Origin of the sequence: Enterobacter sp. BWH52 (assembly GCF_001037565.1) — a bacterium.
In the GTDB taxonomy this organism is placed as follows: Bacteria; Pseudomonadota; Gammaproteobacteria; order Enterobacterales; family Enterobacteriaceae; genus Enterobacter; species Enterobacter hormaechei_C.
Genome location: NZ_KQ089854.1, coordinates 2,673,841 through 2,690,204, shown reverse-complemented (window position 1 = coordinate 2,690,204; position 16,364 = coordinate 2,673,841). Strand labels below are relative to the sequence as shown.

The window sequence follows — 16,364 nt, the reverse complement described above, 5'->3', positions numbered from 1 at the left end:
CAGCAGGATGATCGGCGTGCCGTGGGCTAACCGGGCCTGTTCGTTCGAAAAGGTGGATTGCTGGGGGCTGGTGGTGCTGTATTACCGGCACGTCCTCGGCATTGAGTTGCACCAGACGCCGGACTACGAAGCCGGGGCCGACTTCTTCACCTGCTATCAGGGCGACGTTGTCTTTTGGCGCCAGGTCGATAAGCCGGTCGACGGGGGAATATTTGTCGGGTACCGCGGCGCGCAACCGGCGCACGTTGGGCTGGTGGTTAACAGGCAGGCGTTACATTCGCGCGGCGATAACGGAAGTGTACGCATGGACTCGTTGCTGGTCATTCAGCGGGCATTCACCAAAGTGGAGTTTTTCGAATATGGCGCTGGTTGAGATATCTAATTTTCCAGGAACGCCAAAGCTGCGTTGCAGGGTGCCAAACGGCACCCTTTTTTATGACTGGCTGGCGGCCAATGACGCTACCTTTCACCTCGATCTGCTGATCGTCCGCAACGGCGTAAAGCTGGGCGACGATGATGAACTGGCGTTTGAGCTGAGTGAGCTGGACCACATCCAGATATTCGACCAGCCGAAGGGCATTGTCGGCGACATCCTGAGCCCGATCTTTAAAGTGGTGGGCCAGGTGTTTTCGTTCCTGGCGCCGAAGCCGGCAATCGCGAACAACGGCGGTAATACCGTCGACTCACCGAACAATAGCCTGACCGGCCAGACAAACACGGCGCGCGTTTACAAGGCCAAGCCGGACATTTACGGGCAGATTCGTTCGTTTCCGGACCTGATTCAGGAGTCGGTGTTCGAATACGTGCATCAGACTTCTACCGACGGCGGGCTGAAGTACGTTACAGAGTGGATGTGCATCGGGATCGGCAATTACGACTACGAGTCCGTGCGCTACTCAGAATCAAGCCTGGGCTCTCTGGCCGGCGCCGAGTTCCAGTTCTTCCAGCCTGGCGAAGTAATCCCGCAGATTGTCGAGGGATACGGGTTCGATGACGTCGACGGGCAGGAGGTCCCCGGGCAGAACGAAGCCAGCGACTTCCCGATCGAAACAGCAACGGCAAACACGGTGGTCAGCGGAACGTATTCCGGCGGCCAGATAGCGATGAAAATCGTCAAGCAGGCTGAGTTTGACTATTTCATGGGGCTGGTACTGCCGCACGCGGTGACCTTCACCATCAACGTGACGTATAGCACGGCCTCCGGCAACGTTACTACCGATGCGACATTCTCCGGAGCGCTGATCTCCGCTGTTGAAACAAACGACGGCGCGGTTGTTAACCCGGTGCGCTGGTACACGTTTACGATGAACCAGCTTGAGGGTCCGCAGGACATCCCGGCGAATGCCACGATCAACACCACGAAGTTCGTCCTCAACGATAACGAGGCGCTGGTAGTTGGGCCGTTCTTTTCCCCTGTCGAGTCAACACAGCTGTGGCTGCATACACAGTCCAGTCTCGGTGGAAAGAAGGAAACGAACTGGAAGGTGGTCATCTGGAAAATCGACGACGACTACAACCAGGTCCCGGGCACGCAGCAGACATTTACGTACCGGCAGACGACGCCGCACCAGTCGACGAGTGAGGTTTTTTATCGCACTGACAAGATCACTCCGACCGGCGGGTTCGGGAAATACGCAGTCAGCTTCCAGCGCACGGATAACTCCGGTGACGCGTCACTGCTCAAGGTCGAAGAGATCCACAGCATCAACATCAGGACAAACGTCGTTCATCCTACCGACACGCTTGTGCGAGTAAAAGTCCGCGCGACAGAGAACGCTCTTGGCAGCCGCGAGCGCAAATATAACGCACTGGTGACGCGCCACACCATTACGTACGACCTGGACACGCAGACGGTGGATTACACCCTGAGGCCGTCGCGCTCGTTCGCTGATGCAGTGGCTCACACCTGGCTCATCATGGGTGAGCAACCGGTAAGCAGCATTGACCTGTACGGGCTGTACTCGATCGCCGAAAGCCTGCCTGATGAGCGACTGGGCTACTTCGACTACACGTTTGACGACGAGAACGACTCTCTCGGCGACCGCGTGCAGGCGATCTGCAATGCGGCGTCGGTGGTGGCGTACTGGGATGACGGCGTGCTGACGTTTACTCGAGACCAGAAGGTTGATTACCCGGCGGCCGTATTCAACCGGGCCAACATGAAGACGGACGAGTACAAAATGACGTACGAAGCCACGTTGCCTGGTGGTTATGACGGTGTGCAGGTGTCATACGTCCACCCGACCACGAACAACAAGACGTACATCAACTACCGCGTGCTGAACGGCGCCATCGTCGAGCAGGAAGCGGAGAATCCGAACAAGCTTGAAATAGTCGGCTTCCGTAATGAGTATCAGGCCCGGGATCGCGCATTACGCGAAACCAAGCGCCTGATCTACTCGCGCGTGAAGATGAACGCCAAAGTGTTTGAGGACGGAATTATCCAGGTTGGAAGCGTCATTCAGATGCCTGACATCTACGATAGCAACCAGCAACAGGGTTACATCACCGGGCGTGCCGGTAATAACTTTGATACCAGTGAGCCGATCACGTTTACCGGTTCGATGTATGTGCTGGTGACAGACAGCCTAGGTAACCCGACGCTGCGCTATCCAGCGGCGGCGCGTGGCGACACGAAGTACGGATTCACCGCGGCTATCCCTAACATTCAGCTCAACATATGGAACGGAGACACTGTGCAGCTTCCGTCGCGCTACCTCATTGCGACCGTGGAGGAACTGGACAGTCAGCTATGGACGGTCAATAGCATCAAACCGAACACAGATAACACGGTATCTCTGACCGTCGCAGAATACAGCGACGCCATCTACCAATAAGAACCGTCCCCGATCAACCATACCCGGCCACCGCGCCGGGTTTTTTTATGGAATCAATATGGCTACCACACCTACTCAGAAACCGGTCCCGAGCGAATCACCGATTGATCTGAAATACAACGCCGGGAAAATTGACGAGTTCGTTACCTCGATGGGATGGACTTACATTGACCGTTTCGGCAATAAGCATTATACGATCGAGGGCCTGCGCTGGCTGGCACAGCAGGCCATCTCCCAGTTCGGGTATATCACCCTGGACAGCTTTGAAGACGGAAATACGCTTACGCTTCCAAACCAGGTTCTGCGACTTGAAGCGACCGGCGAATATTATCGCTGGGACGGTCCTTTCCCGAAGGTGGTGTCTCCTGACTCCACTCCAGAATCTACAGGCGGCATAGGTCCTGGAGCATGGTTAAGTGTTGGTGACGCATCTCTTAGAACACAATTAGGGAATACTGATGGGTTCAGATTGCTTGGTGAGTGTCCAGATTTATCCACCCTCCGTGAAACTGAACCAAAGAGCATTGGCCAGTTAATCCGGGTACAAAATTATTACTCAGACAAATTTGGTGGTGGGGGATTCTTCCGCAGTGTTAATCCCGGATCGCTGGTAGACGATGGCGGTCTTTATATCAAAACGTCCGGCGGAGCTGTGTGGCGTCGGTGCGTCAAAAATAAACAGGTCAGCACAGAAGAATATGGATGCTGGGATGGGAATACAGGATCTGACAACTCTGCACGCCTGTTGAAAGCATGCGCCTCTGGTCTTGACGTGAAAATGATGGGGGAGAATTATAATGTCGTTAGCATCCCTTCAAGTCGCTTCAGCCTGACCGGTAGAATGAAAGCCTCTACTACTGATTTTTCCACAGCATACGGTCGTACGCTCCTGACATTGACCGGAGCGAATGTAACTTATGATATCGATATCGACATGCAGAATTTCGGCGCTGGTGGTTTTATCAACCAGGGTACAGACACTGTTGGTCGCATCAAGGTTTCGAATATCTATGGTGCTAACAGAACGACTTATGGCCTCCAGAACGCAGTAACGGATGAAGGAACAAGAAACACCATTTCTGCCATTATTCGTAATATTCAGAAGGGGGAAACTGGTGTTGATCCGCAGCCTGCTGCATTCACCGTAGGTGCTACAGCTCAGCGAGGAAACTACCCAGATGTTAACATCTATGACAGTCAAGGTGGGGTAATCGTTGCAGCCACCACTGAAACGGTATTCGGTGTTATCACTGCCAGGTTGATCCACGATAATGGAATTTACTGCCTTGATGGTAGTCGCGTTTCGATCTCTGAAATGGTTGTTGATAACGGATTAGGCGAGCCCGTTGTAAATGCTGGCGGGATAGTAAACATAGGGGTTCTGCGTATCAGAGAGTGCTCTGGATATGGCATTACATACTCGTATAGTGGAACAATGCGCATCGATGCCCTGTATATCGACAACACCCTAAGTTCATCTATTATGCCAATTCTTCGTAGCAGGCCTGATAATGTTAGCAGCACAATCCGGATAGGCCGAATCGAGGGAACATGCGTTCTTGCTGGAGTTACTGCTAGCATTCTTCATTCTATGTTCTCTATAACGCAGGGTGTGACAGATTTGTTCATTGGCGATGTAAACCTGCGAGTGAATTATGTAACCGGATCATATCTTGGCATGGCAGATTTCTCGGGTTGCTCAAGGATCCAGTTAGGTAACTGGACGATAGATTTCAACGACACCACAGGCACACTCACATCAGCAAGCATCGCTTACTTCGCTCTACCTTCGACAGCTCAGCTCGCCGGTTCTCAGGTTGGGTATCAGAACTACAGATCAACCACAGCCACAGTGCGAATGACTAATGTCGGCAACGACACAATAGATTTTGCTGTAGGTCAGGCGCTACAGGTAAATGCAGGACCCTACATCAGTAGCGCTGTTACAGCCAACTGTCGCATATTTCACGCGGCGGCAGTACCAACAGCAGGCAAGTGGTATAGTGGAGATAAGATATTTATCATCACTCCGGGTACAGCAGTGAAACTTGGCTGGGTTTGCACGCAAACTGGAGACTTCTCAGGCACTGCGCCGACATTCCAGTTGATGGTGTAAAAGAAAAGGCGGCTAATGCCGCCTGTCTTTCGATGCGAAGAGGACATGCTTTGACTAGATTTGGCTTTACTTGCAATCGGCATGGGATACAATGCGGTGATTTGCTGTCTGGTGCTTGCAAATGTCAGATTACACATCGATATTTACGTACATATTTCCGATCATATACTTTACTATACTTTTCTTTCTTGCTGCTCATTCTTTCATCAGGAACGGGATCAGATTCAAATCTGTAGGTCTGATGTTCCTTGTGATAACTCATTTCGTTGGCTACGCGTCTTTACCTTTCCGTGTTGATGCGCTTGTTCCCGCTGAAGTATATATGCCAGTAGAGTATATAAATGATGTTTCACTAAAATCATTCATCGGAATCATAATATTTTATCTGTCATCTCATTTACTATCGCCTAAGCCAAGAGGAATGGCGAGAGGGAAGATATTTTTCGGATCTGCAAACCTATTTGTAGCAATATCATTGTCGGTATCTATCCTTGCAATGATCATCTTCTACATAACCAAAGGTTCATCATTCGACTCAGATAACTACGCATCTAAATTAGGGGAAAATGCGGGAAGCGGGCTTTTGCTTATGCCTATGTCAGCTTTTGTTCCCGCCGTTATTGTCTATAGCTTCACATCTAAATCAAAATATGCATTTGCCAAGTCATGTGGCATTTCTATCTTGTTTGGTGTTGCGTTTTATATACTGATAGGTGGTTCAAGAAACGTAATGTTCTCAGCGTTATTAATGGCAACCTTGATATGCTTCGTAACAGGAAAGATAAATAAATTTAAGTTTCTGATTATTGGATGCATAGGTCTTTTCCTTGTGGCGGCACTCGGGATGCTTCGCTACTCAAACTCCATGTCCAGTTCCGGTGCCGCGCTAAGTCTAGCTATACAGTACCTCACTGACAGCCTCTCGCCAATAAACTACCAGTACGAGGCGGTAAAATACTACGACAATACAACTAATCCTGACGCTGTTGGCGGCATATATTACATGTTTAGTCAGTTTTCGGGGTTCGTGCCGCGCTTCCTTTGGGAGGAGAAGCCAATCGTTACAATGAATAGCTCATACTATTTTACGACGAACATACTGGGTATGAGTAGCGGATTGAACATGGCCTCGACATTGCTAGGGTCATCACTTGTTCTGTTCGGCGGATATTTTTATTGGCTGGCTTATGCGTTATCAGGTCTGGTTGTAAGGACGTTGGATATAATAATAAACAGTAATAAACTTACAGTCATGTCAATAGCAGGTTTCGTAACGGTGCCTTTCACTTTCTTTATGGCACGAGAAAGCCTTGAGCTATTTATGTTCATCTACTTTAAAAACCTAATTGTCGTAAGCTTTGTCTACCTTTTATTCAAAGTGGCCTCATCTATTATCCCAAAGAAAGCCGCTTGACCTATTAATTCACCCCTCAAATATCGAGGGGTGCATCTAACCCTTCATCTTATTAGTTACTTCAAGCGCCAGCCAGGCCGCTATAAGCAGCAAGAATATGGCAACAACCCACTTGTTATCTACAGAGCCGGTGACAAGCAAGCAAACCATTGAGACGCCCAACACTCTGGGTAGGTTTATCCCGTCCTTCATATATCAGTACCTGGCAGCGCAAAGACGAACAGCACAACAGCCATGATGAGTAGCCACTCCATCTTTTTCTCCTTTAAAAAAATCAGTTTACCACATGGCTGAGAATGATCACTTGATCAGTTCTTCTGAATGATAATACTGTATTAATATACAGTTGTGTTTTAAGGGGTGGGAAATGGAGGCAAAAGCACAGAGATACAGGCTTGAACAGTTATGTGGGGTTAACCGCTACTCATGCCTGGTTGAAACGTCAGGCGGTTATGCGCTTTTTCAGCCTGATCTTGTGCCATCCAACGGAACACGCGTGCTGGTGCATGCGTTCGGACAGCTACAGTTCGCGGTCGTTATGGGCGGTGCGCTCATCACAGAAGACGGTGAAAGCATAGAAGGCGATGGTTTAGATGAAGTTGAAGTCATGGGAGTGGTGACCTTCTTTATAAACGGCGCTGCGGCGTTCACAGACGACAATCCGGTGATGTGATGTTTGCCCTGGTCGATGTGAACTCATTTTATGCCAGTTGCGAGACGGTATTCAGACCAGACCTGCGCGGGCGGCCTGTTGTCGTTCTGTCGAATAATGACGGCTGCGTAATAGCACGTAGCGCCGAGGCAAAGGCAGCCGGGATAGCGATGGGTGAGCCGTTCTTCAAGCAAAAGGAGTTGTTCCGGCGCGCTGGTGTTGTTTGCTTCAGCAGCAACTACGAGCTCTATGCAGACATGTCCAGCCGGGTAATGACTACGCTGGAAGAAATGAGCCCACGCGTGGAAATTTACAGCATAGACGAAGCATTCTGCGATCTGACCGGCGTAAGAAACTGCCGGGACCTGACTGAATTTGGGAAAGAGATACGCGCGACTATTTTACAGCGGACGCATCTTACAGTCGGCGTCGGGATAGCCCAGACCAAGACGCTGGCGAAGCTGGCTAACCATGCTGCGAAAAAATGGCAGCGGCAGACGGGAGGAGTGGTCGATCTCTCAAACGTCGACCGGCAGCGCAGGTTAATGGCACTGGTTCCGGTAGAGGATGTCTGGGGCGTTGGTCGTCGCATTAGCAAAAAGCTGAACGCCATGGGCATCAAAACCGCACTGGACCTCTCAGAGCAGAGCACGTGGATTATCCGTAAACACTTCAACGTTGTGCTGGAGCGAACCGTCCGGGAGCTGCGCGGCGAGCCATGTCTGGATCTGGAGGAGTTCGCGCCGGTAAAGCAGGAAATTGTATGCAGCCGATCGTTTGGCGAACGCATTACAGACTATGAGCAGATGAGGCAGGCTATTTGCAGCTATGCGGCCCGTGGTGCTGAGAAGCTGCGCGGCGAGCACCAGTATTGCCGTTTTATATCAGCCTTCGTTAAGACCTCTCCATTTGCCCTTAATGAGCCGTACTACGGAAACAGTGCATCGGTAAGGCTGCTCACGCCAACGCAGGACAGCAGAGACATCATCAACGCCGCGGTAAAGTGTCTGGACAAAATATGGAAGGACGGTCACCGGTACCAGAAAGCGGGCGTCATGCTGGGTGACTTCTTCAGCCAGGGCGTGGCCCAACTAAACCTGTTCGATGACAGTGCTCCCCGAGCTGGTAGTGAGAAGTTAATGGAGGTACTGGATCACCTGAATGCAAAGGACGGAAAGGGCACGCTCTATTTTGCCGGGCAGGGTATACAGCAGCAGTGGCAGATGAAGCGTGAAATGCTGTCACCTCGATACACTACGAGATTTTCAGATTTGCTTGTTGTCCGATAAAAGAGGTGCGCACCTGATAAATCTTACAATCGGATCGGTGGTGATTATGCTGATGGCAGAGGTAGGCGTAAAGCTGCATGTTGCGAAACTGGAAGGAGCTACGCAAAGTTGGGGAGATTTCGGATCGAAGCGATCCCGAAGTTCACTCGTCGCCCACTCGAAAAAGATGGCAACGGTTTGATCTTGAATGGATGTATTGGTAAGCATTGAAACCCGTTTTTAACGGGTTTCTGATATGTAAGTGTTTGAATAAATTCAAAAAGGACTGGTTGAAGCGGAAACAGGAATCGTATTCGGTCTCTTTTTATCCGCATGAAAATAAACGATAAAATCCGGTTTTCGTCTCAGCAGAAGGTTCACTTCCTGTGCGCCTGCCTCAAACATACCACAACCCGGCAGGCGTAAGTCCAGTCCTTTTTGGCTGTTTTGTTAAATTTTTGTTTGTATTTTGCCTGAGACGACTGCGGGATCAATGCGCGCCTGTACGGAAGCCGCAATATCATCAAGTAACGCAAAGCGGCGACGGTATTCGGCGCGTTTTTTGCTGGCAATCTCCTCCAGTGCTTTACGCTCCATCTGGAGCGGCAACTGCCAGCAGAAGGGGGAGAGTTTCTTTCCGTTCAGGCCTTCCCAGAACTCGTCGTAGCTGGCGTGAAAATGACGGCCTTTGCTCAGACGGTAGCGCAGCGCGCGGAAAACATGGCCTTCATCGCTGACGGCAAAAATCGCGCTGATGTTCGAGCGTGAGGCAAGCTGGAAGATCACCTCCATCAGCACGCGTTTCGGGAAAAGACCATGGCAGGCACGGGTAGCCTGCTTAATCACCTCCCGTGAAACATGACGACGTGGACCCTGAAGGCCGCCGATCACCAGCACCGTACGGCCGTTACTGCGTGCGACACAGAACGTCAGGCTGGCAAGCAGCGTATTGTCATTGTCGTGCAGCCAAAGCGTGCTTTCGCCTTCGCGTTCGGCCTTACCTGCGGACGAGGCGTGGACGGTATAGATTTCGCCGTTTTTTGCCTCGAACCGGACAACCGGCACCTCTTGCGGGCTGGTCAGCGCGTGGGCGAGGGCGATGTTTTTCAGACTATCAATCCACTGATAGTGGCTGACGATAGCATCGGCCCGGTCGTTTGAGTTCAGGCCGCGCATCAGATACTGGCGGTGAGTTTTGCTCGGCAAGGTAATTTGAGAGGTGAGCAGCCTGTCGAAATCATCGCGCCCGGACAGGGCCTCCAGCATGCGATGGGTGGAGGACCAGAATAAAAGCGAGCGCAGAAGGAACTTTAACCGGTAATCACGTTTGTGCCAGATTGGGCCGGGAACGCGTTTTCCTCTCACCAGTTCAGAAATAATATTTGTGCGATGCGGATAAAAAACATCGTTTTGCAGGTGTATGTTTGACACGTGAAAATCCCTCTTTTTATTCCGCTCTATTTTAAAGGCCAGGGAATAAGGGATTAATAGCGCAGCGATCTTTATTTCCGGCTGGTTTATGGTTTGTTTGGATTCGCGAAATCCGACGCCAGTTCATGACATTTTCTGTGGCAGCTATACTTCTTACAGGAGGCGTTATGTATCAGAAAATAGAGGGAGAACACTGGCGTCATGTCTGGGTTGTCAGCGATATTCATGGTTGCTATCAGTGGCTTATGGATGAGCTGAAACGACGACATTTTAATCCTGATACGGATCTGCTGATCTCGGTGGGGGATATTATCGACCGCGGGCCTGACAGCGTAAAATGTTTACAGCTGATGCAGGAAAACTGGTTTTATGCGGTACGCGGTAATCACGAGCAAATGGCGTTAGATGCGCTTAAAAATAATGATTTTAGTCTCTGGTCGATAAATGGTGGTAACTGGTTTACCGGGCTTAAGGACGCTCAACAAAAACAGGTGAAGGGTTTACTCAACGCGTGTCGGGACTTACCGCACATTATTGAAATAACCTGCAAAAACGGTCTCAACGTGATTGCTCATGCGGATTATCCCTCCGCCGAATATGGCTGGCATAAGCCGGTGGATGCCCAGCGCGTGCTGTGGGATCGCGACCGGTTAATGGGCTTTATGGTGGGCAAAGGGCAGGGCATTAGCGGCGCGGATCACTTCTGGTTTGGACATACGCCTGTGGACAAACGCTACGATTTTAACAATCTGCACTACATTGATACGGGGGCAGTATTCGGGGGCTTTCTGACGCTGGCGCAGCTTCAGTAATAAATAACCCGCCTTCGGGCGGGTTCTCTTTGGGTCAGGCAAGACGCAAGACCCAGGCATCGGTTTTACTGTCGTAATGCTCACGGTACAGAACGGAATGTTCCCCATCAAGGATTGCCGGGACGCTGGTATCTGCATCCCAGGCGTCCAGCTGCATGCACAAATCCGGATCGGATTTGCAGGGAATACTTAACGTTCGTTCGCCTTGTGATTCGCCGCGCAATTCAGCGTCGTCGATTTCAAAAGCGCCAATGCGTACGCTGGTTTTCGTCATAATGCTCTCCGGTTTGTTGCCCAAAATCTGGTATGACCAGTGCAGTCACCCATTTTTGATCCTAGACAAGGAGAGCGAAATCGCCAGTAAAAAAATGCGCTTTTTTTCAGGCGCTGCGGTTGTTACCGGTAAACAGGCGGCCATCGCGTACCAGTTCGCGCGGATAGCTGTTTTTCAGCCGCGAGCCGACTTTTTTCGCCAGCCCCAGCGGATAGCCCTGATACGTCACGATGACTTCATCCTGTAACGGGCCGTCTTCCGGGTAAACGTCACGACCGCGATACCACTCTTCCGCTTCCTGATGCGTCAGGGCAAAGGTGTTCTCACTGCCGGCCAGCGCAATGACCGCTTCGTGCTGCCAGCGATAGCCTTTGTTGTGGATCTCCGCCAGGCGAATACCGAGGCGGGAGAAACGCACCTTACCAATCAGCGGTTCGATGTTGACCGGGAACAGCCACAGCTCTTTGTCACGCATCCAGAGGCGCAGGCTCTCATCCCAGTGCAGGCCGACTTTGCTCGCAGCCGCTTGCGCCTGTGCCGCCTCACGGCCTTTGACCGGCGCGAACGGGAAGTTGCCGACCTTAAACTTAGGGGCAGGCAAGGGATCGACGGCGCGGGTTTTACGCAGACGGGCAACAAAGAAGCCTTCGCAATCGTAAATCTGCGGGAAGACATGCAGGAAGCCTTCAGGCGTGGCCGCATGGCTGGCCGAGTCGAAGAGGGTGTCCAGCGGCAGAAACTCGACGGCATCCACATAGCGTTGCTTGAGCCACAGGCAGACGTCCTCGTTTTCATCGCGATTCAGCGTGCAGGTAGAGTAAACCAGCGTCCCGCCTGGGCGCAGGGCATGAAACGCGCTGTCGATCAGTTCGCGCTGCGTGGCGGCGATCTGCAGGTTGCTTTCAACGGACCAGTTTTTTAACGCATCAGGATCTTTACGCACCACGCCTTCGCCGGAGCAGGGCGCGTCGAGCAGGATGGCATCAAAGGCTTCCGGCAGGGCAGCGCCAAACACGCGACCGTCGAAGTGCGTTAACGCGACGTTGTGGATCCCGCAGCGGCTGATATTGGCGTGCAGGACTTTGACGCGGCTGGCGGAAAATTCGTTGGCGAGGATCGCGCCGCGGTTGTTCATCCGGGCGGCAATCTGCGTGGTTTTAGAGCCCGGCGCCGCCGCGACATCCATAACCCGCTCAGGCTGGTTCCCGTCGGCAAACAGCGCAGCAACCGGCAGCATGGAGCTGGCTTCCTGAATATAAAACAGCCCGCTCAGGTGCTCGGCGGTGCTGCCGAGCGGCAGGCTCTCCTCTTCATCCCGTTCGATCCAGAAACCCTCTTCACACCACGGCACTGGCGTTAATTGCCAGCCGTAGGGGGAGACGAGATCCAGAAACGCCCCGACGCTGATTTTCAGCGTATTGACGCGAATACTCCGGCGCAAAGGGCGCTGGCATGCGGCGACGAAATCGTCGAAAGAGAGATGAGCTGGAAGCGCCTCGCGCATCTGTGCGAGGAATTGTTCGGGAAGAAATACGGAGTTTTGAGCCACGGGCACACCACAGGGAAACATTCAGGTGCGCAGTGTAACATAAAGGCTCCGGCGCGTTGACACCGGAGCCTGCGAGATTAACGCGGCAGCGCCGTTCCCCATTCGCGCCACTCTTTCGGTTCACTTTCCAGCAGCAGGAAGTGTTTACCTGCCTGCGCCTTAGGCGCCAGAGGCGTGCCAGGCGGCGTCGCGAAGGCAATGCCGCCGCGAATGAACTGATTAAAGGTCCCCGTTTTGACCACGCCACCGGTCAGGCCGAAGTCCAGCGAGTAGCCTGAAGCGAGCCAGAACACCGAGTTGTTGCGAACCAGATGCTGATAACGCTGGCTGATGCGCAGGCCGACCATCACGCGATCGGACAGATTACCCAGCGTCAGGCTTGTTACTGTCCCCACTTCAATGCCGCGGAACAGGACCGGCGTACCGATGCCCAGCGAACCGGCTTCCGGCACTTCAACCACAATGCTCAGACCGTCCAGATAACGGGAGTCGGTGATGGTTGCCTCCTGCAACTCAAATTCACGACGCGCGTTGCCGCGACCCGGTTCAACGTTTATGTACGGCTGAAGTATGGTGTCGAGATGCTCAACCCCTGCGGCAGAAATTTGCGGCGTAACCACCGAGAAGCGCGAGCCTGCCCGGGCGAACGTCTGCACATATTCCGGATAAAGCACGGCGGTCGCCTGAACTTCGTTGCGCGCGGTGATCAGCGTCAGCTTCTGGATCTGCCCGATATCAATGCCGAGATAGCGGATGGGCATGCCTTCAGCCAGTTTACCGGCATCAAAGGTGTGCAGGGTAATCTGCCCCCCGACTGCGCGCGCCGCGGTTTCGGACGGGAAGAGGATCCGCTTGTCACCTTTACGCATGTTGCCGCCCGCGCCGCTCAGGTTATCGAAGCTGATCGCACCGCGCAGGGCACGGGAGAGGGGAGACGCCTGTACGGTCAGCCCGCTGCCGTTGAGCTGCACTTTCGCGCCGCCTTCAGCCCAGAACACGCTGTTTGGCGTGAGCAGCTTGCGGTACTCCGGCTTGATATGCAGTTCGATATCAAACGCGTCTGCACGAGGACGAACGGTGATCACTTCCCCGACTTCAAACTTACGATAAAGCACGACGGAGCCTGCCTGGACGTCCGGCAGCGTTTCAGCGCTTAAGGTCAGCGTGGTGGTCGGCAGGTCGCCGAGGCTGTTTTCAATGGCTTTGTCCAGATTGGCGAACAGCGGATAACTCTCGCGCAGCGCACCTTTGCTGCCCGGCAGAATGCGGATCCCGCCGTTAACCCACTCGCTGGCGCTGGCGCCGAGGAACTCAACGCCGTCCAGACCCACCTTCACGTCGACCCGGCTGTTAACCACAAATTTACTGTCGCCGTGAACCAGATTGCTGTACTGCGGATCGATGGCGGCGGAGAAGGAGACCCCTTTTTCTGTCAGCTTACGTTCGAGGACCTGGCCCACCTGCACACCGTGCAGGATCAGCGGTTGCCCGGCTTCGATACCGTAGCTTTCCGGCGCATTCAGCGTAACCGTCAACACGCCCGGTTTTTGCAGCAGGGCTTTATCCGCCGGGGCGATAACAAAGTTTTTGTTCGGCGCGCCTTCACCGGGGATCAGCTCAAAGGTGCTTCCCGTCAGCAGGGAACTGATGCTGGCGTCGCTGAGGGAGAGCTTCGGATTACGCAGTTCAATGCGCGTTTTTTCCCGCAGGAGATCCACCACGCTCGGATCCACCGTCATTTCGCCGGTAACGGAGCCGCCCGCATTGAGGGTTAATTTTGTCAGTTGCCCGACCTCTAAACCCTGGTACATCAGCGGGGTCGAACCGGCTTTCAGGCCTTTGGCATCCGGCAGGGTCAGCTTGACGATGACGCCGCGCTGGCTGTGCGCCAGGTCGGCGTACAGGCCAAAGGTATCTTCTGCGGCGGCAGGGCTGGAGTCAGCAGGTGAGTCGAAGGCGATAGCGCCATTCACCAGCGCCGCCAGGCTCTCAAGCTTCACTTTCGCACCGCTTAAGCTCAGGTCGGCATCGACGCCGGAGACGTTCCAGAAGCGACTGCCTTTTTTCACCAGGTTGGTAAAACGGCGCTCGATGAGTACATCAATGGTCACGCCATCTTTGTTCGGGTTAATGGCGTAGTCGTAAACGCGACCAACCGGAATTTTGCGGAAATAGACCAGAGAACCACTGTTCAGCGAGCCCAAATCCGGCGCACGGAGGTGGATCATCAAATCGCCGTTATTCAGCCGATATTTCGGCTGGGTGTCCAGCGCAACAAAGTGATCCTGTGGTTCGCCTTTGCCGGGCATCATGCCGATATAGTTACCGCCCACAAGCGCATCCAGCCCGGAAACGCCGGCCAGGGAGGCTTTAGGCGTGACCAGCCAGAACTGCGTTTCGGCGCGCAGGGCATCCTGCATATCAGACTTAATGCTCGCCCGGACCTGAATTTTGTTCAGCCCTTTGCCGAGGGAAATATCCTGCACGGTACCCACTTCCACCCCCTGGAAGCGAACGGGGGTACGTCCGGCGACAATGCCGTCCGCAGACTGGAAATCAATCGTGATGGTACTTCCGCGATCTTCATAGCTCGTCCAGATAAGCCAGCCTGCGATCATCAGCGCGATGACAGGTAGCAACCAGAATGGCGAAATGCGGCGTTTTGTTTTAATTCTCGCTTCAGTCGGCGAAGCGGGCGTTTCCTGACTCATGTGCGTCCCAAAGTAAGCGGCTGTCCAGCCATTCCACTGCAAGAATAGTCAATATCACCGCAGAGCCGAAATAAAAAGCTGCGGGTCCCATGGTAAAAGCAAGTAACTGATCGCGATTGATGAGCGACATCATCAGCGAAATCACGAACAGATCCAACATCGACCAGCGACCAATCCAGGTCACGAATCGCAGAAGCAGGATGCGGGTGCGTAGTCCTTGTTCGCATTTAAAGTGAATGCTGATAAGCAGCGTAAACATCACCACCACTTTGGTAAAGGGCACCAGAATACTGGCGATGAAAACAATGGCGGCGACCCCCACGTTACTGTGCGCCAGAGAGATAATCCCTGAAAGGATAGTATCTTCCTGACGGGCGCCGTTCACATAAATTACGGAGATCGGCAGCATGTTGGCCGGGAACAAAAATACCAGGGAGGCGATAAGCGCCGCCCAGCATTTTTGCAGGCTGTTGTTGCGTCGCAATCTTAACGGAATGTGGCAGCGCGGACATCTCCCGCGTTTATCCGGAAAACCGGTGTAATGGCACCCCAGGCAGACGCGCAGGTTGTCATCAGGCCGGGTCGCGGGACGCTGCGGGTAAAATCGCTCCCAAAGCTGTTCAACATTGAGATGAATCAGGGTCAGAATACTCAGCAGGACCAGTGAAATAAACGCAAAAAGGCCAATGCCAGGTTGTAAAAATGCATAATCCTGCACCTTGATAGACGCCACGCCGACGCCCACCAGATAGATGTCCAGCATCACCCACTCCTTGAGCTTTTCCAGCATGAGCAGGACGGGGCGCAGGTTCATCCCCAGTATGTTGCCAAACCACAGGTAGGCAATTGCCGCGACCAGCACCAACGGCGCGCCGACGACGCAGAACAGCACCATGGCGGCCGTAAGCGGATCGCCCTGGCGCGTCATCTGCCAGATCCCCTGCAACACGTTAGCGTCAATACGCACGCCAAGCAGGTAGAGCTTTAACAGCGGCTCGGTCCAGGCGAAGGGCATCAGCAGCAGCATGGTGACCGCCATTGCCGCCAGACGCGTCAATGACCAGTCCCGGCCATCGCGAATTTTGGCATCGCAGCATGGACAAAAAGCACTTTGGTGCGATTTCATCTTCGGCAACATAAAAAGCGTATCGCACTGGGGACAACGCTGATAATGTGCACGGGGCAGAGCCTGGCTTACCGTACGGACAACGATCTTTCGTGTCGGCGTAATTTGGGGTGTTTTTAGGGCCATCAGTCGCAAACAGATTAGTATTGTTGAAAGTTATAATAACTCATGAAC

At 53.1% G+C, this 16,364-nt stretch carries 12 protein-coding genes; 7 read left to right on the top strand and 5 right to left on the bottom strand.

What is annotated here, in order from left to right:
* Window positions 1-7 precede the first annotated feature (7 nt).
* The 6 genes from SK47_RS12665 to SK47_RS12640 all read left to right on the top strand — a co-directional run bounded on the left by SK47_RS12665 (window position 8) and on the right by SK47_RS12640 (window position 8,308).
* A complete protein-coding gene (locus SK47_RS12665; protein ID WP_048244353.1) occupies window positions 8-373 on the top strand; it encodes an NlpC/P60 family protein in 366 nt (121 codons plus the stop codon).
* Window positions 360-2,837 (top strand): host specificity factor TipJ family phage tail protein, encoded by a 2,478-nt coding sequence (locus SK47_RS12660; RefSeq protein WP_048244351.1) that lies wholly within the window; start codon window positions 360-362, stop codon window positions 2,835-2,837. The genes SK47_RS12665 and SK47_RS12660 overlap by 14 nt, the downstream gene beginning before the upstream one ends.
* A 58-nt stretch (window positions 2,838-2,895) precedes the next feature.
* A complete protein-coding gene (locus tag SK47_RS24345) occupies window positions 2,896-4,953 on the top strand; it encodes a tail fiber/spike domain-containing protein (RefSeq protein ID WP_048244349.1) in 2,058 nt (685 codons plus the stop codon).
* Window positions 4,954-5,074: 121 nt separating this feature from the next.
* Window positions 5,075-6,367, top strand: a complete 1,293-nt coding sequence (locus SK47_RS12650) for a WzyE family oligosaccharide polymerase (RefSeq protein ID WP_048244347.1) — start codon at window positions 5,075-5,077, stop codon at window positions 6,365-6,367.
* A 367-nt stretch (window positions 6,368-6,734) separates the two neighbouring features.
* Window positions 6,735-7,040: a hypothetical protein gene (locus SK47_RS12645; protein ID WP_045328603.1), complete on the top strand. Its 306-nt coding sequence runs from the start codon at window positions 6,735-6,737 to the stop codon at window positions 7,038-7,040.
* The gene (locus tag SK47_RS12640; protein WP_045288351.1) at window positions 7,040-8,308 is read left to right on the top strand and encodes a Y-family DNA polymerase; all 1,269 of its coding nucleotides are present in this window, start codon (window positions 7,040-7,042) and stop codon (window positions 8,306-8,308) included. The genes SK47_RS12645 and SK47_RS12640 overlap by 1 nt, the downstream gene beginning before the upstream one ends.
* A 429-nt stretch (window positions 8,309-8,737) precedes the next feature.
* Here SK47_RS12640 and SK47_RS12635 read toward each other — a convergent pair whose 3' ends face one another.
* Window positions 8,738-9,718 carry a VirK/YbjX family protein gene (locus SK47_RS12635; RefSeq protein WP_003859879.1) on the bottom strand — a complete coding sequence of 327 codons (981 nt, stop codon included), beginning with the start codon at window positions 9,716-9,718 and terminating at the stop codon, window positions 8,738-8,740.
* 167 nt (window positions 9,719-9,885) lie between these two features.
* On the opposite strand from SK47_RS12635, the gene pphA reads away from it, so the two are divergent.
* Window positions 9,886-10,530, top strand: a complete 645-nt coding sequence (gene pphA / locus SK47_RS12630; RefSeq protein WP_045337547.1) for a protein-serine/threonine phosphatase — start codon at window positions 9,886-9,888, stop codon at window positions 10,528-10,530.
* A gap of 34 nt (window positions 10,531-10,564) precedes the next feature.
* Here the strand turns inward: pphA and SK47_RS12625 are convergent, their stop codons facing one another.
* The 4 genes from SK47_RS12625 to yebS all read right to left on the bottom strand — a co-directional run bounded on the left by SK47_RS12625 (window position 10,565) and on the right by yebS (window position 16,316).
* Complete coding sequence (locus tag SK47_RS12625; RefSeq protein WP_003859885.1) at window positions 10,565-10,804, bottom strand: YebV family protein; 240 nt, start codon at window positions 10,802-10,804, stop codon at window positions 10,565-10,567.
* 106 nt (window positions 10,805-10,910) lie between these two features.
* Window positions 10,911-12,374, bottom strand: a complete 1,464-nt coding sequence (gene rsmF / locus SK47_RS12620; RefSeq protein ID WP_045347138.1) for a 16S rRNA (cytosine(1407)-C(5))-methyltransferase RsmF — start codon at window positions 12,372-12,374, stop codon at window positions 10,911-10,913.
* A 56-nt stretch (window positions 12,375-12,430) separates the two neighbouring features.
* Window positions 12,431-15,064, bottom strand: a complete 2,634-nt coding sequence (locus tag SK47_RS12615; protein WP_048244344.1) for a PqiB family protein — start codon at window positions 15,062-15,064, stop codon at window positions 12,431-12,433.
* Window positions 15,033-16,316 carry a membrane integrity lipid transport subunit YebS gene (gene yebS, locus SK47_RS12610; RefSeq protein ID WP_003859890.1) on the bottom strand — a complete coding sequence of 428 codons (1,284 nt, stop codon included), beginning with the start codon at window positions 16,314-16,316 and terminating at the stop codon, window positions 15,033-15,035. Before yebS ends, SK47_RS12615 begins: the two co-directional genes overlap by 32 nt.
* Window positions 16,317-16,364: the final 48 nt, after the last annotated feature.